The organism is Paraburkholderia sp. SOS3, assembly GCF_001922345.1.
GTDB lineage: Bacteria > Pseudomonadota > Gammaproteobacteria > Burkholderiales > Burkholderiaceae > Paraburkholderia.
The window spans coordinates 875,012-895,831 of sequence record NZ_CP018812.1; the positions used below are offsets into that span (position 1 = coordinate 875,012).

A 20,820-nucleotide genomic window follows, 5' to 3' on the forward strand; every position below is an offset into this window, starting at 1 on the left:
TTTGCGAACCGGTATGTGCATACGCTAGCGTCATGGACGGCCGCTATCATGGCGGCTCGCTGTTGCGTTCATAACCTGCCTCGCTTTATCTGCGATATACCGATGACAATAACAGTCAGTTTTCCTGCCGAAATCCGCGACTGGATCGCCCACAATCTGACGCGCGGCGTGGCGCCGTCGGCGATCATCGAGGAACTGGTCGGCCGAAGCAACCCGCTCGAGCTTGCATCGGCGATGGTCGATGCGGTGTCGTCGGCGTTTATGTATGGCATGCCATTGCCTGGCGGCACCATAGAGGTCGGCGCGCCGCCATTGACGTACCAGCCGGAGGCGTTGCGCATACCAGACGGCCCGTTGATTCCGCTCGGCGAACGCACGGCGCGGGTCGTCGCGCGCATGCAGCGGCCAGCCGCGGTCCAGCTCGCCAATTTTCTCGGCGCGAACGAATGCGAGCAGTTGATTGCACTCGCGCGACCGCGCCTCGACCGCTCGACTGTGGTCGACCCGGTGACGGGCCGTCATGTCGTGGCCGGGCATCGCAGCAGCCACGGCATGTTCTTTCGCCTCGGCGAAACGCCGCTGATCTCACGCCTCGAAGCGCGTATCGCCGAACTTACCGGGCTGCCGGTCGAAAATGGCGAAGGCCTGCAACTGTTGCATTACGAAGCCGGCGCCGAATCGACGCCGCACGTCGACTATCTGGTCGCGAACAACACGTCGAATATCGAGTCGACCGCTCGCAGCGGCCAACGTGTGGGCACACTGTTGATGTACCTCAACGATGTCGATAGCGGCGGCGGCGAAACGGTCTTCCCGCATCTCGGCTGGTCGGTCACGCCACGGCGCGGCGACGCACTCTATTTCGAATACGGCAACCGCTTCGGTCTGTCCGACCCGAGTTCGCTGCACGCGAGCACGCCGTTGCGCGCAGGCGAGAAGTGGGTTGCCACGAAATGGATTCGTACGCGTCGCTTCGTGCCGCGTGAAAGTACGTAAGCGGCCGCGGGCGGCGGCGCGTAGCCGCCCCCATACTTGCCCGCCGGCACTTCAGCGCTGGAATACCTCGTCGGCGACCCAGCCATCCGCTGTCAGATGCACGCCTTCGCGCAACTGCATCGTGCCCGCGCCCTCGATCACGCGTTTGATCATCGGGAACACGCGCTGCGCGTCGGCGTCCTTCGCCCACGGCGCCGGGTCGATCCTGTACGTGTAGACCACCGACGTCACGGTCTTGCCGTTCAGTTGCATCGGCTTTTCCCAACCCACCACCTTATCGAGCGTGAGAGTCGCGGCGCAGAAGTCGGCCGGATGCGTGACGCGCGACGTCGCTGTTGCGACCACTTCGGGCGTGTGCAGATAGTACTTCTGACCTTCGTGCGTCAACTGATACTGTCGCGCCATCGCGGTGATCTTCTTGCCGTCCGTGTCGACACGCTCGACCTGCATGTCCTTGCCCGCCACGAGGGTAAGCTTTTCGAGCACGGGCATCTGGATCGCGTCGCGCGTGCCGCTGGCACGATCGTCGGTCGTCACGTAGATCGGCCAGTCGTATTTGGCGAGACACAGATGGCCGTGCTGCGCGAGGAAGCCGTTGACGGCGGCGGTGAAATTCTCGCGACTGGCATCCTGGCGGCTGTTATGGCAGCCGGCGAACAGCGTCAGGGCGATCAGGGACAGCGCGCCGCCAGCAAGGCGGGCAGCGGTAGAACGTCGCATCATGGTCTATGTTGCTCAGGTTGGGTCGTTTCTGGATTGAGTCGTCGCTCGTGCGTCGTTCTTCTTCAGTTGACGCAGGCGCCGCTCGTCGGTGGCGTGGCGGGCGGTTGATAGCCGTCCGTCAGCGTGTTCAGGAAGCAGATCACGTCGGCGATATTCTGCGGCGTCATCTGCGGCGCAGAATGGACCGCGCGCGGTAGCGCACCGTCCGCCGCGGTCGTGCCGCCCGCATCGGTTTGCCCCTGGCCGAGCGGCAACTCTTCGTCGATATTGCCCTGGAACTGCGCGGGCAAATCGTTGAAACGCGCGACCGTGGCGCCCGACGCGGCCTGCGCGAACAGCGCGAACGACGGGTTTTGAACCATCTGACTGGTGTCGCCACCCGTGCTCGGATACCAGTATTCCGGGTTCGTGTCGCGCGTGTTGTAGAAGTTCAGTACCTGCGCGAGCGAGTGGAATACGCCGTTGTGAAAGAACGCCGTGCGCGTCGAGACGTTGCGCAGCGTCGGCACCTTGAAACGGCCGCAATACGGATCAGGAACGTTCACGCCGGTGAACGGATCCGGACCGCTGCCGCTGTTCGCGGTGCCGGGCGGGTGAATCGTCGCGAGCGGACCGCACAGGCCCATGTCGTAATACGCGGTATCCGCATTGCTCGGGATCGGGTCTGGATTGCCGGGAATCTGCGCATCGTTGCGCGGCGCGCCGATCGCCTGATACGTAAAGTCCGTCATCAGCCCCACCGAGCCGTTGAAGTTCGCTCCGCCGTAATGGCAAGCCACGCATCCCGCGCCGTTGTCCGTGTTGTTGAAGAGCGCGAGTCCGCGCAGCTCCGCTGCCGTCAGCGTGCCGCCGATCTTGTTGCCCAGATACAGGTCGAACTTGCTCGTGTACGGCTCGAAGCTCGGATCTTCTTCCTGAAATGCCTTTAGCGCCAGCCCGATGTCGGCGAACGCGGTATCCGTATTCGAGAACACGCCCGCGCCGTACGCTTGCTGGAACAGCGCCGCATAGGACGCGCCTTGTACGGCCTGCACTACGTTCGCCGCGGACGCGTTGTTCATTTCAAGCGGATTGAGAAGCGGCAGCGACACCTGAGTTCCGAGCGTCGTTGCACGGCCGTCCCACATGAAGCCACCGCCTGGCGCATTCTGCGTGAGGCCGTCGGGGTTCGCCGCGATGTCGTCGTATGGCGGCGTCATCGATTTGTAGCGCAGCGAGGGCACCGCGCGTTGGCCGGCCACCGAAGGATCCGAGCCGAGTTGCACGGACAGGCTGTTGGGCGGTCCGTACGCGAATTGAGGGCTATGGCAGGTCGCGCAGGACATGTTTTTGCCGCGCGACAGATTCTGGTCGAAGAATAGTTGCTTGCCGACCTGGGCAGCCGCGCTGAGCTTGACCTGCTGCGTCGTGCCCCCGCCGGACCCGGACGCCCCGCCCGACGAGGTCTGGGACGAATCTCCGCTGCCGCCGCCACACGCCGCCAGCATCAGTAAGAGCGCACCCGTGAGCGTGCCGACATAAAGCTTGCGCATATCGATTCCTTGCTGGTCCGCCTTTTGTCGATTCCGTTTGAGAACGGCATTCGAAAGCAGGCGCAGATGCGATGTCACACAATGCAACGGGCAGGCCGCGCATCACGCGGCCTGCCATGCATCGACTGGTATTGAGGAAGGGACAGTCTCTGCGGCGGGGCACGGTGATGCGCGTCCTCGCCGCTGCGTCTGCATTGCTTACTTTTGCGTCCAGGCGTTGGTCTGGCTCGCGTCCGGCCCGACCTGAGCGGTAGCGAGCGACGTGCCGCTCACGTCGCCCGGGTTGAGGCGCTGCGTGTACGCCGCCGGAATGACGTAGGCGTGGTTCATCGGGCGCACCGAATCGAAGTGCGTATCCGCGCTGCTGGCGAATTCCGGCAGGTTCAGGATGTTCTGAGCGATGAACGATTCCGTGTACTTCGCGCGGGCCAGGTACGTGGCCGGTTGCTGCGGGTCGGCAATCTGGAACATGTCCTGCAACGTGCGCACGAGCGAGAAGTGGCTGTACGAATCGCTGTCCGTGACGCCCTGCGTCGCGGTCTGCTGGTTCGTCAGCATGCCGAAGATCGAGTTGCCATGGCCGAAGTTGCCGTTGCCGTACTTGAGGAGCGGCGCCGCCACCGGGGAGAAGGTGCCGTCCGCGTTCTGTTGCAGCGGCTGGTCGCCGCTCGTCTTCGACGTGTTCCAGCCGCAGCACGAGGTGCTGGAGCCGCCGCCTTCGTCGAACATGACGACGATCGCGACCTTGCGCTGACGGTTCGTCCACAGCGGCGATGCCTGGATCTTGTCGACGATCAGCTTGACGTACGCGTCGCCGCGCTGGATCAGATTGGTGTTCTTGCACGAGGTATCGTTACCCACGCCGTGCATGTCGTCGCACTGGTCCGGCATGATGAAGTTGATATTGCCCACATCGCCGGTCGCAAGGTCGGTGCTCAACTGGTCGTAGTTGTAGCCAGTCGGGATCGTGTAGGCCGTCGACTTCGCCCAGTCCGCAGCGGTGTATTGCGTGCCGAACACCGTGCGGTTATCGGCGTAGAACTCGGGCAGATCGCGTGTTGTCTGATAGGCCATGCCCGGATGGTGCTTCGTCTTGTAGAGGCCGTTCGGAACCGCGAACGCCGTGCCCACCGAGCCCGGACCCGTGTAGGTGTCGGACACCGCCGCATCGGCAATGCTGTCCGAGCGCGGATCCTGACCCGGGTTCATCGATTCGCTATACGTGCGCCAGTTCATGCCGGCCTGCGAAATCAGCGTGAACAGGCTTGGCGCCGAGACGTTGTGGTTCGCAGCCGTACCGACGTTGCAGGTGGCGGTGCCGACGTTCGATAGGTGCGCGGTGTCGAGCGGCGGGGTGATGCCCGTCGTCGCAACGAGCGGCGCGCCGTCCGATGCCGTGCCGCCCGGGAACAGCGCGTCCGTCGGTGCATTGTTCACGCCGCTGCCCGGCGCGCCGGCGCCGCAACCCCACCAGTTGTCGTCGGTGATACCCCAATCGTCCGCGCCGCCGAGTGCCGTGTAGTTCGGCTCGCTCGGGTTGCCGGTCGCGTAGTAGGTGGTGAAGTTGTTGTTGGCAGCGAGCAGCGCGTTGATGTTCGGCGCGAACTGCGAACCGAGAATCGTGTTCGTGCTCTTGTTCTCCAGCATCACGATAAAGATGTTGTCGTAGCGCGGAATGCCTTCGATGTTGAACGCGGCCTGCTGCGACTGTGCGAACGTGATCTGCGTTTGCCGTTTCGCGGGTACGACGGCGGTGGCGGTGCTTACGTTCGTGAGGCCGACCAGCGACGGATCGCCGCCCGGCACGGCGAGGTTATCGGGGTACAGGTCGTGGCGATCGAATTTGGTCGTCGCGTACGTGTAGCGGTTCGCCAGCTGATTGTCTTCGAACAGAATGGATTGCTGCGCGGCGCCTGACAACGCGTTTACATCGCCGAGCACGTTCGATGCGTTCACTGCCACCGACGATGCACCCAATGCCGGTGCGCTCATGCGCGAGGCCAGGTTGCTTTTCTCGGTCGCATAGCTGGTGCCGTTCGCCTCGACGAGACGCTGCACTTCGCTCGACATCGGGCTGATCACGACGCTCGTTGCGCCCTGATCGGCGATCTGCGCAGACGATGCGCGCAGAATCATATGGCTGGCGACGGCCTGGCCGTTCGCGGTGTTTTTGGCCTTGGTGCCGACGTCGGCGATCAACTGGCCGGTACCGGTGGTCTTCAGCGTGAAGCGGCCATTCGCGTCTGTCGTCGTGGATGCGGAATCGCATGCGCCGTCGCCGTTCGCGTCGAGGCACACGGTAGCGCCGCTGTAATAGCCTGCCTTGATGGTCGGGTTGCCGGTCGTATTGCCGGGAACATAGCCCGCGGCTACGACGACGCCCGATAGTGTCTGCTCTTGCTGCGCGCTGCCTGCGGACGTCGACGGGCTATCGTCGCCGCCACCGCACGCGGTCAGCATGCATGCCGACGCGATCGAAGTTAGAAGAAAAATATTACGAGGTTTAGTTATGACCGACATGTGGGAGCCCCTGGGGATAGTTGCGTTGCTACTTCTTGTGCTCTTTTGAACGCTGGATCTGCTAGCGGCGGGGTCGGATTATCGGGGCGCAAAATTAACATTTTGTGAAAAATGACATTCAAAATCGCTTTCAATACTTTCCGATAACCTTTAATTCAATTCCTTTCAATTGTATTTATATGAAAAGGAACGCTGATAAATATCGCGTTCGTTCCAGGGCTGCGGACGCGACTCTCGATGGGAGGCAATGGGTGTTGACGGGGCAACAGATTCCAGGCCGGGCTTGGGGACGGACGAATGAGGTTTGATCCAAGGGAACCGCTTCAGAAGAGCTGACGAACGTCCTCTGGGTTATTGTCATTATAATGTAATATGTTAGTAGTTAGATCGTATGTTTTTGGAAATGGGTATTGAAAACATGTTTTGAATCAATCGATGCGCGCACCGCGATGCCGGCGGTTCAACGAGCGGCCGCCGTAAGTTTGAACTGATATCGAAACAGCGACGATGTGCGCGCACAGCGCTCTTAAAAACTGGATTGGTTCATCGTATTCGGCTGGTTTGGGGGGCCGAGTTTCTTCACCGGCACCTTCGGCGCCGGTATTTTTTGATGCCGGACCAGATCACCCGCCGCGCAGCGAGGTGAGCGGCGGGGCTGGGTTCTTTACGCCGTTACGCGGCGAGCTTGCGAAGCAGAAGGTGCTCCCTTAATCGACGCAGTACGAGCATCGATGACTCGGGACACATCCTGCTTGAGCAGGTAGATCGAAACGACGAGCAAAACAAGGTCTTTCAAAAGGAAGGCCGACACGATTGTCATCGCGGGAAACCCTCCTGCTGCAGGATCCCATGCGCCTGGAGCGAACGGGAAAATCGAGAACGTGGCGATGAAGCTGAACGTCGAACCCAAGGCACCCAGCACGCCCAGTTTCTTGTTCCAGTACCCAAGGAACAGTAACGAGCCAAAAGTCCATTCTGCAGTTCCGAGCAGGACGCTCGTGCCGCCGACGCCCAGCACCGGAATCATCCAGAAGATAAGCGGGCCGTGCGTGATCAGTGGAATCAGTCCCGTGATTTCGGCGTTGAACCATTTGTCGTAGCCGAACCACGCGAAGATGACCACCATCGCGGCGCGCAGCAGGTGATAGTCGAGATCGTGCTTCAAAAGACCCGAACGGCCCAGTATGTTGACAAGGTAATTCATGATTTTCTCCATGTTGGAACAGTGAGCCCTCCGGCGCCGGTATCGGCCCGAAGTGCAGAGCCCTGAACGCGCACCGTTAAAAGCGCTTTTCAACGGTTCGCTTTCGTCAGTGGAAGCAGTATGTCCGTCAGCAGCGGTGCTTTTAATACTCAATCGGATCGGAAAATTGCCTGAAAGCATCAGGCGGCCGGCGCAGCAGCCGAGCAGACCGACGGGTTGCGCTGCCGCCTTGACTGCCTGGCCGGACCGCAGCCAACGAGGCCGAGCATCAGTTCCGGCGTCCCGCGCAAAATATCTGGACGCCCGGTCATTTCCCGATACGAATGGCATGCCGATACTAGGACTCACGCAATTTGGCAATAAAGAACGGTGAGGCGCTCGTCGAGCATCGAAGATGCGACGCTGCGCAACCCGGCATGCGCGAATTGCTGCTCTCGTCTTTCAGGAGTTCCTTATGTCCGCTGCTGATTCCGCTTTCGCACCCGTTGCAGACTTCGCCGCCGTCAAGGTTCGCCAACAGGCAGCCTGGTCGACAGGCAATTACGCCGTCGTCGGCACCACGCTGCAGATCGTTGGAGAAAACCTTTGTGAGGCGCTCGATGTGCGCGCCGGCAGTCGCGTGCTCGACGTTGCCGCCGGCAATGGCAATGCGACGCTCGCTGCCGCGCGCCGCTGGTGTGACGTCACGTCGACCGACTACGTCGCCTCGCTACTGGATTCGGGCCGCGCGCGTGCGCGAGCCGAGGGGCTCTCCGTACAGTTCGAGGTAGCGGACGCTGAAGCGCTGCCATATGGCGATGCTTCATTCGACGTCGTGATGTCGACCTTCGGTGTGATGTTTACGCCCGACCAGCAAAAGGCGGCAGCCGAGCTCGCGCGTGTTTGCAGGCCGGGCGGCCGGATCGGCCTCGCGAACTGGACGCCCGAGAGTTTCATCGGGCAGGTATTCAAGACGATCGGCAAGTACATTCCGCCGCCGGCAGGCGTGAAGTCGCCGGCACTCTGGGGCACGAAGGCGCGCCTCGAAGAGCTGTTCGACGGCAGCGCCCGTACGATCACGACGATCGATCGCCATTTCACGTTCCGCTATCGGTCGCCGGCGCATTTCATCGAGGTCTTCCGCACGTTCTACGGCCCGATGAACAAGGCCTTCGCCGCGCTCGAAGGCGAATCCCGGGCGGCATTCGTCGCCGACCTGACGGCACTGATCGAGAGCCGGAACCGGTCGAACGACGCGACACTCGTGCTGCCGAGCGGGTATCTCGAAGTCGTGGTGGAACGCCTGTGAATGGCTCGCTGTGCGATAACGCAGCGGCGCGTTGCGCGGACACTAACGGTAGTTCACGAAGTTGATGATGTCGTTGAGAAACCACGGCAGAATCAATTGCGTATCCGGGAAACTGGTGCCGACGCTGAGCCGCGGCGGTTTCGACGCGGCGTGAGCAGGTATCGCCGCGTTGGGTGCGTGCAGCATGGCCGGGTGCGCGTCGTCTGTTTCCGGCGACGCGATCTGGTTTGTCGCGGGCGGGGGCCGCGTCGACGCGCAGCCGTTGATGAGCGCGATCATTACGACGGCGACGCCCGCAGCCGTTGAAGTCCGCACGCCCGCCCCGACGCGTTGGCGCCGATTCGTGGTGATTTTCAAGCCGCTAGGTCCCGATCTTGTAAGGGCGCGTCATGACCTCGAGAAAATGACCATCGGGATCGTCGAAATACATTCCCCGGCCGCCGTTGTGCAGATAGGTTTCGCCGGCGCGCTGTTTGCCCGGGTCGGCCCAGTATGGAAGTCCTCTATCGCGAATACGGGCGAAGGCGTGGTCGAATTCGTCCTCGCTGACCAGAAACGCATAGTGCTGCATCGAGATTGCGCCGTCGCGTTCGAAGAAGTCGAGCGACACGTCATTGTCGAGCTGAACGACGAGCATCTGCCCGAACTCGACGGGATCTGGAAGCGCCAGGATGTCCATCAGGAATCGAGTCGACTTCCGCTTGTCGCTGCACCAGACAATCGTGTGATTTAGCTGGACGCCCATGTCGTCACCTCACTGGATGTTGGCGTTGAGTGCTGTGTCGCCATCATTCAACATAGTCGAGGTCTGATGGCATTCAAGTAAATCCGACCTCCGTCCAGGTGCCTGATGAACGGCGCTCACCCGTCCGTCGAGACCGTCACCGTTTCCCATGCGCGGATTTCGTCTGCAAGTGCCGACAACCTGTCTCGCACGAGTCCCAGTGCATCGCTGCCGAGCAACAGGTGGGCGGGTGGATGGTCCGCGGCAATCGCCGCGAGCATCGCGAGCGCTGCTTTCCGTGGATCCCCCAGCTGCCTGCCGTCTTTCTCCTCGCGTGCCTTGCGGATCGGATCGAAGATCGCGTCGTAGTCGGGAATCGAGCGAGGCGTTCGAATCATCGAGCGGCCAGCCCAATTGGTGCGGAACGAACCCGGCGCAACGGCTGTTACGGCGATACCGAAAGACCCGACCTCCTTGCCGAGCGTTTCGGAGATCCCGACAAGCGCGAATTTGCTACCGCAGTAGTAAGCGATCCCAGGCATGGTGATATGACCGCCCATCGATGTCACGTTCAGAATGTGGCCGCGTCGACGCTTGCGCATGTAGGGCAAGACCGCTTTCATCATCGCGACCGCGCCGAATACGTTGACATCGAACTGCCGCCGCATTTCCGATAGCGGCGATTCTTCCATGATGCCTTCGTGACCATAGCCTGCGTTGTTGACCAGTACGTCGACAGGCCCCACGCTCGCCTCGATCTCCGACACGATACCGTCGATGCTGTCGAAATCGGTCACATCGAGGACACGTGCAAAAGCAGCCGCTGACAGCGACTCGAAATCGTATTTGGCCTGTGCACTCCTTACCGTGCCGACCACCGTATGACCGACAGCTAGCGCTTCCTTCGCGAGCGCGAGGCCAAAGCCGCTGCTGACGCCTGTAATGAGCAGAATTTTGCCGGATGCCATTTAAACTTCTCCCGAATGTTGTTTCGAGAGTGCATACTAGTCTGCACACCGAATGCAAATAAGCCAGATTTCGCTGAATTTATTGCCTAAAACTATGAGTACGAAGCGCGCGTCCACTGACCATTGCGCGCCGGTCTCTCGCAGCCAGAAGCGCATGGTCGCGCTGCTGCACGCATTGGCGCCCGATGAAGGCTACAACCTGACGGCACTGCCGAGCGTGCGGATCCTGCGGTCGAACCGGGCGTTATCGCGCACGCCGGTTCTGTACGATCCGGGCATCGTGATTGTTTGCCAGGGCCGCAAGCGCGGCTACTTCGGCGATCAGCTCTATCTGTACGATGAGCATCATTACCTGGCGGTGTCCGTGCCCGTACCGTTCAGCATGGAAACCGACGCAACGCCAGAGCGCCCGCTGCTCGCGCTCTATCTGCACCTCGACTTCGCCCTCGCCGCCGAACTGGCGGCGCTGATCGACCGCGAAGGCATAGCGGAACGCATGCAAGCGCCTCGCAGCATGATGTCCACACCGATGGACGACGCAATGCAGGCTTCCGTGTTGCGTTTTCTGGAGGCGATGAACCGCCCGCTGGAAGCGGCGGTGTTGGGCCCGGGCCTGCTGCGCGAACTGTATTTCCGGGTGCTTACCGGAGCCCAGGGGCGCTCGATCCGAGAAGCGTTGGGAATGCGCGGACAGTTCGGCAGGATAGGCAGATCGCTACGCCTGATTCACGCCGGCTACGCGCAATCGCTCGATGTGGCGCAGCTCGCGGAGGAAGCGGGTATGAGCGTGCCGAGTTTCCATAGTCACTTCAAGGCCGTTACGCAGGTGTCGCCGATGCAGTACGTGAAGTCGACTCGTCTGCATCAGGCCCGTCTGCTGATGGTCCGTCAGGACCTGACCGCGGAGGCCGCGAGCAACGCCGTCGGTTACACGAGCGCGTCGCAGTTCAGCAGGGAGTTCAAGCGGCTATTCGGATTGACGCCTGCCGCGGAGACGAAACGCATGCGCGAGAGCTTTGCCGTTCCGGAAGCGTTCGCCGATGGAATCTATGTTTCGTCACATTGAGTGATTCATGCTTCGGTGGGGCCATTCAATGGTAAGTCGTCTTCGACGATTGCAGCTTCGTCAGCGTGCCGCTTTTGAACCGGAACCAGCCCTGCGAGCCTTGCAAAACGACTTCGTCGTCTTGCCAGAACACGCGCTTGACCGCCATGCGCCTGTTCGAGCGTTGCACAAGTGTTGGATGGTGGCGAAAGTCATACAGCACAGGGCCGGAATCTGTCTGCACGAGTGTGCGCGTCACGGTTTGAGTTGCATCGCCGATGTCGTCGAAATGCGTGAGCGTGTTCGCGCCGAAGCGATCGAAAACCTGGTTGTCGAGCATCCCCACGAAATCGCGGTCGACCCGCGCGAATTGCAGTTCGCCGGAGGGCGTGGCGAGCGGGCCGGGCGCGTTGCTCTGCGCATGGGCGCAGGTCGCGAAGCAGGTGGCGCTCAGGGCAGCGAGGAAAAGTCGTCTCATGTTTTCTCTGGACTCGGCGGCGTATAAGCAATCATTGTCCCGCATTCCTCTGCTTCAGGTACTGTCGAGTCTTCACGGAGAACGCGTGTGCGGGCGGCGCACTGGCCGCCCGCACAGTCGTGCCGCCGCATATCACGATTCGCCGAAAATCGGGCCTTGCCCGCCCGGTGCAAATGCCGGGAACAGCTCGGCGAGCGGCGCGCTTGTCGCGGCATGCGGCCGCAGCGTCGGTGCCGTCGGCGGTGCCGGTTCGCGGAGCGTAAGCGCGCTATCCGCGGTGATTGGCACACTGGGCATGGCGAGCAGTTCCGTCTTTCGTACCGAACCGGCCGACGTGCCGAAGTAGTAGCCGATGATGCTGATCCATGCCGTGCCGAGCGCGCCGATCACGACATTGACGAGATTGCTGTTCTCGGCCGGCAGCGCCTTTAACGTCATGAGCAGCAGAATGCCGAAGAAGCCGCCGGTTACCGACATCGCAAGCGCCTTCGGCACCCAGTCCTTGTTAGCGATACCCATCGCGCGGGCATCGGCGCGATCGCGTGCCTGGATGCGCGCCATGTTGGCCTGATACGCGAAATGAGCTTGTGACACCATCAGTTGCTGCAATTGCGCCGCGTTAGCGCCTTCTGCCTGTCTGAGCTTGTCGAGTGCCGCGGGGTCGTCGTTCAGCGCCGTTTGAACCGCCTGCGGATCGTTGGGTGTCCGCAGCGTGTGCGAAATGAGCGCGGCGGCGGTCGTTACGCCCAACCCGATCGGGCCGCCGATCAGTTCGGCAAGCAAAGGAGTTGTGCTGCCGATGCTCGATGCGACTTTTGACCAGTCCATCATGCTGCTCCCAGGAGAAGGTTGGTTGCCATGCGGTCTGTCCACCCGCGACTGAAAGTGGACCACGTAGGCAGGTTTCGGAGGTACCGGAGCCGATACGCGACGAATCGCAGGATAAATTTCATCGGGTCCGCGCTTTTGACGGCCGCCATCGTGTCCGGACCGAACCTGCCGTCCGCTTGTGCGCCGGAGGCCTTTTGCATCCACAAAACCACGAGGCCGCCGTTATAGTTCGCGTCGAATATCTGGAAGGCGACGCGCGGATCGAGTTCATCCAGATGCAGCGGATCCCAGTATTTTTCCTTGGCGATCCGCATGGCGGTTTCGAGCGGCAAGTCCTTCATCGCGCCTGTATAGCCGAAGCTGCGCGCCACGCGTGCCGTCACGCCCCACATCGTCTCGCCGCCGGGGTCCGCGGGATGGAAGCAATAGCCGCCTTCACTTCCGATCAGGGACCTGAACGCATCGTCGAAGCTGTTCATTTACCGTCTCCTTGCTCGAGATGTTCTCGATGGACGACTCTTGACGGCCTCATTCACGCATTGACCGTGCCATGCGCACGGGCCTTTGCCGGCCGCGGTTCGGGCGATCCGTAGCCGCACGGATGCAGGAGAGTGTCGTGCATCGGCCAACGCTTTGCAGCAGAGCGTTCGTCTGCGGAAGACATCTCGTACGACCGGGATAAATGAACGATGCCCCTTGCCGTTCACATATATATCATGTTGTGATATTGTCGGTGGGTGACGCGGACAGTGGAGCATCCCCGATCGACTCGGGCATGACACAGGGAATTGCCAAGCGCGAAAATCGGTTCCTCTTTGCACACTTAGTACTGCGCTGCATTGCTTTGCTGCTTTATCGCACAGCATCCGGCAATTCAACGTGGGACGGACATGATGAGCTTTCGCTATCTCGGCCGACGCATCGTCGGAAGAATGCCTTTTCATCACGTGTCGGCACATGCGCACACCGCGGGCCATGGCGGTGGCGCCGGGGGCGCCGTGCAGGACAGGGCGCTTCTTGCCGAGTTGCGGCGTCAGTCCATGCTGCATGGTCTGCTGGAACTCAGGTGCGCCGACGTCATGCAGGCGCCCGTCATCACCGTCAGGCCCACTGACAGGAAGGAGCGCGCGGAAGATCTGCTGTCTCGCTATCGCTTCAAACTGTTGCCGGTTATCGATGCATCCGACCGTCTTCTGGGCGTGGTGAGCCGCGCGGATCTGCGACGCGTCGCCGGCCATCTCCGTGCAATTGGTGACGCACCATCGAGGGAAACTCCCTCGGCAGCGGGCACGGATGGCGTATCGAGCATCATGTCAGCCTCCGTGGCGACCGTTTTTTCGGACGAGAAGCTCACGGACGTCGTTCCGCGCTTTATGGCGAAGGGGCACCATCATCTGCCCGTCATCGATCGCCAGTGCCGGCTCGTCGGCATTCTCACGCAATCGGATCTCTTCGCATTGATGTGCGATTTGAATCCGATGCGCTAGCTGGAACTCCATTCAATCGGCATTGCGCAGCCCGTCCGCGTCGGCTGATCAGTTGCGCAACTGCAGCAAAACTTGACCTCGACGATGCACCCCGCTATACATCTTGGATGTAAGGCGAGCGTCGGCATTTAGAAAGCATGCGAGGCTCGGCCGGATGACCGCCTTACGCGGGAAAAGTGCACGGTAGTCCCTAATCCTAAGACAAGAAAGAGGAAGGACCATGTACCACCAAACCTATAACCCGTTCGGCAATGCGCTTCTTTCGACGGTCGCCGCCGCCATTCCCATCCTGACGCTGCTTTATTTCATCGCATTGCACCGGCATCGCGATTCGCAGGGCAATGTGCACCTCGGCATCTCCGCGCCATATGCGGCCTTCTTCGGCGTCATCGCTGCGTTCGTCATCTCATGTCTCGTGTTCCGGATGCCGTTGGTATCGGCCGTCTCGGCGTTTGCACTCGGCACCCTGTCGGGGTTTCTGGGCATCATCTGGATCGTGCTGGCCGCGATGTTCCTCTATACGATGAGTGTCGTGAGCGGCAAGTTCGAGATCGTGAAGGAATCCATCGTTCATATCTCGTTCGACCGGCGCTTGCAGTGCGTGCTGATCGCGTTCTCGTTCGGCGCGATTATCGAAGGCACGTCGGGGTTCGGGACGCCGGTCGCGATCGCCGGGGCCGTAATGGTAGGCCTCGGCTTCAGGCCTTTCCAGGCCGCGGTGCTGAATCTGCTCGCGAACACGGCGCCGGTCGCATGGGGTGCGATCGGCACGCCGATCGTGACACTGGCAGCGGTCAGCGGGCTCGACCAGGTGACCCTGTCGGCGATGGCGGGGCGGCAGTTGCCGTTCGTGTCGGTACTCGTGCCGTTCTGGCTGGTCGCGACGTTCGTCAAAATGGAAGGTGGCACCTGGAAGCAGGTGTTCGAAGTCTGGCCGGCAATGTTGTGCGCGGGTTTGACGTTCGCGGCGATGCAGTTTTTCGCATCGGGCAGCAGCGCGCTGCATTTGATGACCGATGTGGTGTCAGGTGTATTTTCGGTGATCTGCACGGCGCTGTTTCTGCGCTTCGTCTGGCATCCAAAGACGCGGTTTCTGCTGCGCTCCGAGCGCGAGGCGCTCGAGCGCGCGGGTCAGAACCCGGAAACCGTCACTGCGGACTCGAACGGATGGAAGTACCGCTACACCACGCGGGAGACGATTCATGCATGGATGCCGTGGGTGATTCTGATTGCGTGTTGCGCATTGTGGGGTGTGCCGGAGTTCAAGAAGCTGCTCAACGGTCTGTTTTCAGGCGTGACGTTTTCGACGACATTGCTCGGCTCGCCGTTTGCCGGTTCGCTGTCGCTGCCTGTGTGGGACATGCCTGCGCTGCACAACCTCGTTCAACGCATGCCGCCGGTCGCGCCCGTCAACGCGAAGGCGGAAGCGGCCAAATTCACAATCAACTGGTTATCGACCGCGGGGACGGGCGTGTTCGTCGCGGCCTTGCTTGCCGGCATTGTTCTTAAGTTGAATGCAGCGCAATGGAAGGAAGCGTTCATCCAGACCATGCGGCGGATGAAGATTCCGGTGCTGGTGATCGGTCAGGTTCTGGGGCTTGGATTTCTGACGCGCTATTCGGGCACGGACGCAGTGCTCGGTCTTGCGTTCACGCATGCCGGCTTTCTTTATCCGTTTTTCGCTGCCTACCTCGGCTGGCTCGGCGTATTCCTGACCGGCTCCGATACGGCGTCCAATGCGCTGTTCGGCAGCCTGCAGCGGATTACGGCGCAGCAACTGAACCTGAATCCGATACTGATCGTCGCGACGAATTCCACGGGCGGGGTGATGGGGAAGATGATCGACGCGCAGTCGATCATGGTGGCCTGCGCGGCTTGCTACGATGATCCGAAGGAGCGGTCGTTCGCGTTAGGGCCGATCTTCAGGACGGTATTTTTCCATTCGATTGCGGGGGCAGCGGTAATCGGGATCATCGCCATGCTGCAGGCGTATGTGTTTCCCTCAGTCATTCCATAGGCGAGAGAAGGGCCGTAAGGCCCTATCGAATCTCATTGAGCCGTTTTGCCTGCCGCCTGACAAGACGCTCGATGTCGCCGATATCGGCCGCCGAAAGCCGGGGGCCCGGTTTGCGCAGCGCCGCCGAAGCAATCACGCCGCGTTGCGCCATGATGTGCTTGCGCACCGCGAGGCCAATGCCCGGCTGTTGCTCGTAGCGCGCGAGCGGCAGATATGCGTCGAACAGATCGTGCGCGCGTTCGACGTCGCCGTTCGCATGGGCTCGGCACACGTCTACCATCATTTCGGGGTAGGCAAAACCTGTCATCGCACCGTCCGCGCCGCGCGTCAGCTCTTCCGGCAGAAAGAGACCGCCGCCATTGCCGGTCAGGATCGAAACGCGCTCGAGTTCGCCCTTGTCGCTCGCGGCGCGGATCGCCGACAGCTTCGCGAGGCCGGGACAATCTTCATGCTTGAGCATCACGCAGGTCGGCGAGTTCTTGAGGATTCGCAGGACCACCGGCGTGGACATCTGCACGCCCGTTGAAACCGGGTGGTCTTGCAGAACCCACGGGCAGCCGTCGCCCAGGGTCTCGTTGACCATGTCGAAATAGGCGACGATCTGGTCGTCGGTGCGCAGCGTTGGAGATGGTGCGACCATGACACCGGAGGCGCCCATGTCCATCACGCTCACCGTCAGTCCGCGCATGGGCGCGAAACCCGCTGCCGATGCGCCGACTACCACCGGCACGCGATCGGCCACGCGCGCGAGTACCCGCTTGACGAACGTGCGTGACTCGTCGGCCGTCAGCTTGGTCGCTTCACCGAGGATGCCGAGAATCGTCAGGCCGGTCGCGCCGCGCTCCAGATAGAAATCCACCATGCGGTCGGTACTCTCGAGATCGAGTTCGCCGCTTTCGGTGAACGGCGTCACTGCGATCAGGAAAACGCCTTTGGCAGTGGCATTCAACAGATTGCTCATGAAGTCGTGCTCCTCGTTGGGTTCGGCCTGGCGATGATGGCAGTACTTCGACGCCGCGAGACGCTCGCGTGTTCGCGATCGAGATCGCGGTGGATCGCCTCGATCCGCCTTTCAACGATGCCAGGACGACAGATCCCGCTGGAGCCGCAGGACTTCTGCTCGGGCGGCCGGAGATGTCCGCATCGGAATGCGACGTTGGCCGATTAGTATAGGCAACGGCAAGTCCGATACAAAACGGATAGTTTCTTGTCTGAGCACCGAAAAATTCGATGCATATGTAGCTTCCTTGAAGCTGCCGGTTTGCGCTATAGCAGCGCACGCAACCAGCGCACGACGAATGGCCCCACGATAATCCCCCACGTCATCAAGCAAAGGCCAAGTGCCGCCATTACAGCCGCGCTGCCCAGATCTTTCGCGCGGCGCGATAGTTCATGACGTTCGAGCGAGATGCGGTCGATCGCCGCTTCGAGGCTCGAATTGAGCAGTTCGACGATCAGCACGAGCAGCACGGAAGCGAGCAACAGCACGCGCGAGGCCGCATCGACGGGCACGGCGAGGGCGCACGGTATCAGTATCGCGGCCAGCAGGAGTTCCTGGCGAAACGCGCTTTCTTCGCGGATCGCGACGCACAAGCCGGCTACCGAGTGCTTTGCCGCGCGCCAGCCGCGCATAAGCCCGCGGCTGCCTTTGTACGGATTGAACGATAACGGCGAGAGCGGATCGTCTTGGGAAAGCGGTTCGGGCGGGACGTCTGGCTGCATATCGTGTTGGATTGAGGGAATGATGAACTAGCGTAGTGATGCGAATTAATTGACCTGGGCCTGAACGGAGTGTTGCCCGGCGGTTTCCATTCGCGGCCGCTGCACGAAGGGGTCGACGTCGTGCCAGTTGGCTTGCGAGCTGAATACGCCGAACAGGTCGTCCGAGACGAAGCGTGGTTTGGTATCGAGGTCGCGCAGAAGCGATTCGTCGTAAATTGCGGCGATATCGGATGGCGTATAGCCCATCAGTTCGAGTAGCGTCGGCGCAATGGCGAAATGAGATGCGCGGCCCGGAAAGCGCCGCGACACGTCGGTGAAGCGCTGCCTCAGTCTCTGGTCCCCGGTGGCAACCATCAGCGGCACGATACCTTCCTGAGCATCGACATTGCTGGCGGAGCTGCAATGGGTCAGGTGTCCCGGACTAAAGTTCTGACCATGGTCGGACGTGTAGATCATCGTCATGCCATCCCAGTTCGCCTCGCGTGTCAGTTGAGCCATTGTCCTGTCCGTCGACCAACGGACGGCCCTGGCATACGTTGCAAGCGTTGCGGGATCGTTGCCCACGTAGTTGCCGTCGATGGACACGGGCGGCTTCTGGTTGCCGGGAGCGTCGTTCACGTAAGGGAAATGGGCGCCATTCTTGTTCGCATAAATGAACACGCGATCGCCGCGGCCGAGTTCGGACAGGGTAATACGGACCAGTTCGTCGTCGAGCTGATACGTGGGGATGCTTGCATCCAGTTTGTAGAGACGGTCGATCGAGTTCGTCTCCGAGGGAGTCATATAGTTTTGCAGCTTGCCATAGGCGCTGATGAAGCCGGCCTGCGCATCGATATAGACGGTGCGGAATCCTGCCGCTTTCGCGTACTGCCAGACCGTCGGATTGGTTGTGATGCTGGTCGTGAGATTGCGCGGGTTGGCCATAAAGCGCAGCAATGCGTTCGAATTGTTGGAACAATTGCTTCCCGACACCGCAGGACCGAAGTCGATCCAGGGCCGGCTCGCCGAGGCCCATTCCGGCGTGTACGGATTGCCCGGCTGGAGGCTCACATGGTCGGCACGCACGCTCTCATCGACCATCAGAACCAGTGCGCGCACCAGTGGGGCACCAGGCTCGAATTGCACCTGATGGCGATCGGGGAATCTGCCGGTATCGATCTTGTAGGCGGCCAGGGCCGACAGCGAGAGCGGCGCAAACTGCTTGGGCATGGCATCCGATCCTTTACCGTCCCGATAGAGCACGACGAGGATCACGATCCCGATCGGCAGAAACGGGGCCATGGAAAGCGCAAATCGCATCGGGCGACGAACTTCGGTAGACAAGCCTGTTGGCATGGCGAACGCGACGAAGCTTGCGCATAAGACGGTTAGCGACGGCGCGATTGCGCCGGAATAGAAATCCAGCGCCCGATTCACGTCATGGCGAGCGGACCAGAAATTCAGCACGTCGAATATGAAGAATTCCGACTGCTGAACCGCATAGTAGGCAAATGCTGCCGTCCCGGCGACGCTGAGCGGAACTGCCCAGAACAGGCGCACGACAGGAGAGGGATGAAAAGCGGCTGCCAGAATAGCGGCCAGAGAAAGAATCCAGATCGCGCCGAATATCACAAGCGTCATCAGGCGTTTATCGACGAGCAGAAAATGCACGCGACTCAATGCGCCATGGTTCGTGGCATTGATTACCACGAGCAGTAGCCCGGTCTTTACCAGGAAAGCAGGTTTAATTCTCATGGACCTTCTCGCTCTCGATGACGAGTTTCCCCGGGGAGGCATAGCCTTCCCGGTCGCGTTATAAGCAGCGGATGAAGCGCGACCATGAGAACCGGAACGTGCGGGTCGCAGAGGTGAATGAAAGGCGACGGCGGGGATAATGTAAATCTTAAAACGCCTGCTTCTGCGCGATGGCGCACAAAAGTGTGTCAATCGTGTGACGGCTTCGCTAGAGTTGCGGATCGAGCAGCGCGACAACGCGCTCCAGCAGCTTTTCGATGAACGGACGGCGGCGCCAGTCGTCGAGTGTGATGCGTTTTGCGTGGGCGACATCCTCGTCGAAAATCGCGGTTTGCTGCTGCGCGAAATCGCGGTCGTAGATGTTGAGATTAGCCTCGTCGTTGAGCTTGAACGAGCGGCTATCGAAGTTAGTCGAGCCAACCGATACCAGATACTCGTCGACCACGATCAGCTTGCAGTGGAACATCGTCGGCTGATACTCGTGCATCTCCACGCCCGCTGCGAGCAGATCGCCCCAGCACGCGCGCGACGCCTCGCGCACCGTATGGGTGTCGATGCGCTTGCCTGGCGTGATGATGCGCACCTTCACGCCGCGCTTCGCCGCTTCGACGATTGCGTTGATGGTCAGCTTGTCCGGCACGAAGTACGCGCTCGACAAATGGATGGAATGCGTCGCTGCGGTGATGGCCATGAGGTACATGAGCTGCATGTCGTCGCTGCCGCCCGACGGCGAGCTGCTGAACATGTGCGCCAGGCCATCGCCCGCCGCGTCGATTTCCGGGAAGTAGTGCGGGCCATGCAGCACGTTCCCGGTTGCCTTGACCCAGTTGTCCATGAAGACTGCCTGCATCTGGCCGACGGCTGGGCCTTCGACGCGGAAGTGCGTATCGCGCCAGTGCTTCTCGTCCTGTGCGTGCCCGGTCCATTCGTCGGCGATACCGACGCCGCCCGTGAAGCCGATGCGCCCGTCGATCACGAGCAGCTTGCGGTGCGTGCGGTCGTTCATGCGGCCGAGGCCCGTCCAATGCGGCTTGTGATACTGGATGACTTCCGCGCCCGCTTCACGCAGCATCCGCAGATAGCGCCGGTCCATCTTCGACGAGCCGACCCAGTCGAGCAGCACATGCACCGCGATACCCGCGCGCGCCTTGTCGGACAGCGCCCGCGCGACTTCCTCGCCGACCGCGCCGGACCAGTAAATGAAGGTTTCGAAGGTGATCGTGTGCCGTGCGGAACGAATGCCTTCCAGCATCGACGGAAAGATCTCGTCGCCGTTCACGAGTACCTCGAAGCGATTGCCCCCGACAACAGGAGGCCCGAGTAGCAGGCCCATCGAGCGCATGAACTGCGGGTCTTCGCTGGGGTACAGCCGTTCGATCTTGTGCTCGATCTTCTTTTCGCCGCTCGACAGGTTCGCGATGATCAGTACGACGACGAGCGTTACTACTACAGTCAGGACAATCAGGGCAATCGTCGGCATGCGCGTGCCTCGCGTAGCGAACATTCGTCCGGAGCCGCTAGTGTACGACGGCCGTCCTGTCCCCTCGATTC

General features: G+C 61.1%; 19 protein-coding genes. 5 read left to right on the forward strand and 14 right to left on the reverse strand.

Annotation, left to right across the window (positions count from 1 at the left end; translation table 11 throughout):
- The first annotated feature begins 102 nt into the window (after nt 1–102).
- Entirely contained in the window at nt 103–996 is an 894-nt protein-coding gene (locus BTO02_RS23920; RefSeq protein ID WP_075159691.1) for a 2OG-Fe(II) oxygenase, read from the forward strand.
- A 51-nt stretch (nt 997–1,047) separates the two neighbouring features.
- Here the strand turns inward: BTO02_RS23920 and BTO02_RS23925 are convergent, their stop codons facing one another.
- From BTO02_RS23925 to BTO02_RS23940, 4 genes are all read right to left on the reverse strand, one after another.
- Nucleotides 1,048–1,719: a hypothetical protein gene (locus BTO02_RS23925; protein ID WP_075159692.1), complete on the reverse strand. Its 672-nt coding sequence runs from the start codon at nt 1,717–1,719 to the stop codon at nt 1,048–1,050.
- Nucleotides 1,720–1,781: 62 nt separating this feature from the next.
- Nucleotides 1,782–3,251 (reverse strand): cytochrome-c peroxidase, encoded by a 1,470-nt coding sequence (locus tag BTO02_RS23930; RefSeq protein ID WP_075161318.1) that lies wholly within the window; start codon nt 3,249–3,251, stop codon nt 1,782–1,784.
- Nucleotides 3,252–3,449: 198 nt separating this feature from the next.
- Entirely contained in the window at nt 3,450–5,771 is a 2,322-nt protein-coding gene (locus BTO02_RS23935) for an alkaline phosphatase family protein (RefSeq protein ID WP_075159693.1), read from the reverse strand.
- Nucleotides 5,772–6,435: 664 nt separating this feature from the next.
- The gene (locus BTO02_RS23940; RefSeq protein WP_075161319.1) at nt 6,436–6,975 is read right to left on the reverse strand and encodes a YkgB family protein; all 540 of its coding nucleotides are present in this window, start codon (nt 6,973–6,975) and stop codon (nt 6,436–6,438) included.
- A gap of 454 nt (nt 6,976–7,429) precedes the next feature.
- Between BTO02_RS23940 and BTO02_RS23945 the strand changes: the two genes are divergently transcribed.
- Complete coding sequence (locus BTO02_RS23945) at nt 7,430–8,263, forward strand: class I SAM-dependent methyltransferase (RefSeq protein WP_075159694.1); 834 nt, start codon at nt 7,430–7,432, stop codon at nt 8,261–8,263.
- 42 nt (nt 8,264–8,305) lie between these two features.
- On the opposite strand, the gene BTO02_RS23950 is transcribed toward BTO02_RS23945, so the two are convergent.
- The 3 genes from BTO02_RS23950 to BTO02_RS23960 form a co-directional block, all read right to left on the reverse strand.
- The gene (locus tag BTO02_RS23950; RefSeq protein ID WP_232243651.1) at nt 8,306–8,620 is read right to left on the reverse strand and encodes a hypothetical protein; all 315 of its coding nucleotides are present in this window, start codon (nt 8,618–8,620) and stop codon (nt 8,306–8,308) included.
- Between the two features lie 4 nt (nt 8,621–8,624).
- Nucleotides 8,625–9,008 (reverse strand): VOC family protein, encoded by a 384-nt coding sequence (locus BTO02_RS23955; protein ID WP_075159696.1) that lies wholly within the window; start codon nt 9,006–9,008, stop codon nt 8,625–8,627.
- A 116-nt stretch (nt 9,009–9,124) separates the two neighbouring features.
- Complete coding sequence (locus BTO02_RS23960; protein ID WP_075159697.1) at nt 9,125–9,955, reverse strand: oxidoreductase; 831 nt, start codon at nt 9,953–9,955, stop codon at nt 9,125–9,127.
- 94 nt (nt 9,956–10,049) lie between these two features.
- Here BTO02_RS23960 and BTO02_RS23965 point away from each other — a divergent pair, with 94 nt between their 5' ends.
- A complete protein-coding gene (locus BTO02_RS23965; RefSeq protein ID WP_075159698.1) occupies nt 10,050–11,021 on the forward strand; it encodes an AraC family transcriptional regulator in 972 nt (323 codons plus the stop codon).
- Between the two features lie 25 nt (nt 11,022–11,046).
- Here the strand turns inward: BTO02_RS23965 and BTO02_RS23970 are convergent, their stop codons facing one another.
- From BTO02_RS23970 to BTO02_RS23980, 3 genes are all read right to left on the reverse strand, one after another.
- Entirely contained in the window at nt 11,047–11,478 is a 432-nt protein-coding gene (locus BTO02_RS23970) for a hypothetical protein (protein ID WP_075159699.1), read from the reverse strand.
- A 132-nt stretch (nt 11,479–11,610) separates the two neighbouring features.
- Nucleotides 11,611–12,306 (reverse strand): hypothetical protein, encoded by a 696-nt coding sequence (locus BTO02_RS23975; RefSeq protein WP_075159700.1) that lies wholly within the window; start codon nt 12,304–12,306, stop codon nt 11,611–11,613.
- A complete protein-coding gene (locus BTO02_RS23980; protein WP_075159701.1) occupies nt 12,306–12,788 on the reverse strand; it encodes a glycoside hydrolase family 108 protein in 483 nt (160 codons plus the stop codon). Before BTO02_RS23980 ends, BTO02_RS23975 begins: the two co-directional genes overlap by 1 nt.
- 411 nt (nt 12,789–13,199) lie before the next feature.
- Here BTO02_RS23980 and BTO02_RS23985 point away from each other — a divergent pair, with 411 nt between their 5' ends.
- Nucleotides 13,200–13,796: a CBS domain-containing protein gene (locus BTO02_RS23985; protein WP_083615339.1), complete on the forward strand. Its 597-nt coding sequence runs from the start codon at nt 13,200–13,202 to the stop codon at nt 13,794–13,796.
- Nucleotides 13,797–14,016: 220 nt separating this feature from the next.
- On the forward strand, nt 14,017–15,813 hold the full coding sequence (locus BTO02_RS23990) for an L-lactate permease (protein ID WP_075159702.1): 1,797 nt from the start codon (nt 14,017–14,019) through the stop codon (nt 15,811–15,813).
- Between the two features lie 22 nt (nt 15,814–15,835).
- On the opposite strand, the gene BTO02_RS23995 is transcribed toward BTO02_RS23990, so the two are convergent.
- The 4 genes from BTO02_RS23995 to cls form a co-directional block, all read right to left on the reverse strand.
- Nucleotides 15,836–16,774: a dihydrodipicolinate synthase family protein gene (locus BTO02_RS23995; protein ID WP_075159703.1), complete on the reverse strand. Its 939-nt coding sequence runs from the start codon at nt 16,772–16,774 to the stop codon at nt 15,836–15,838.
- Nucleotides 16,775–17,079: 305 nt separating this feature from the next.
- On the reverse strand, nt 17,080–17,559 hold the full coding sequence (locus BTO02_RS24000) for a diacylglycerol kinase (protein ID WP_075159704.1): 480 nt from the start codon (nt 17,557–17,559) through the stop codon (nt 17,080–17,082).
- Nucleotides 17,560–17,580: 21 nt separating this feature from the next.
- Entirely contained in the window at nt 17,581–19,269 is a 1,689-nt protein-coding gene (locus tag BTO02_RS24005) for a sulfatase-like hydrolase/transferase (protein ID WP_198039313.1), read from the reverse strand.
- Between the two features lie 208 nt (nt 19,270–19,477).
- Nucleotides 19,478–20,749, reverse strand: coding sequence for a cardiolipin synthase (gene cls, locus BTO02_RS24010; protein WP_075159706.1), 1,272 nt, complete (start codon nt 20,747–20,749; stop codon nt 19,478–19,480).
- Between the last annotated feature and the right edge of the window lie 71 nt (nt 20,750–20,820).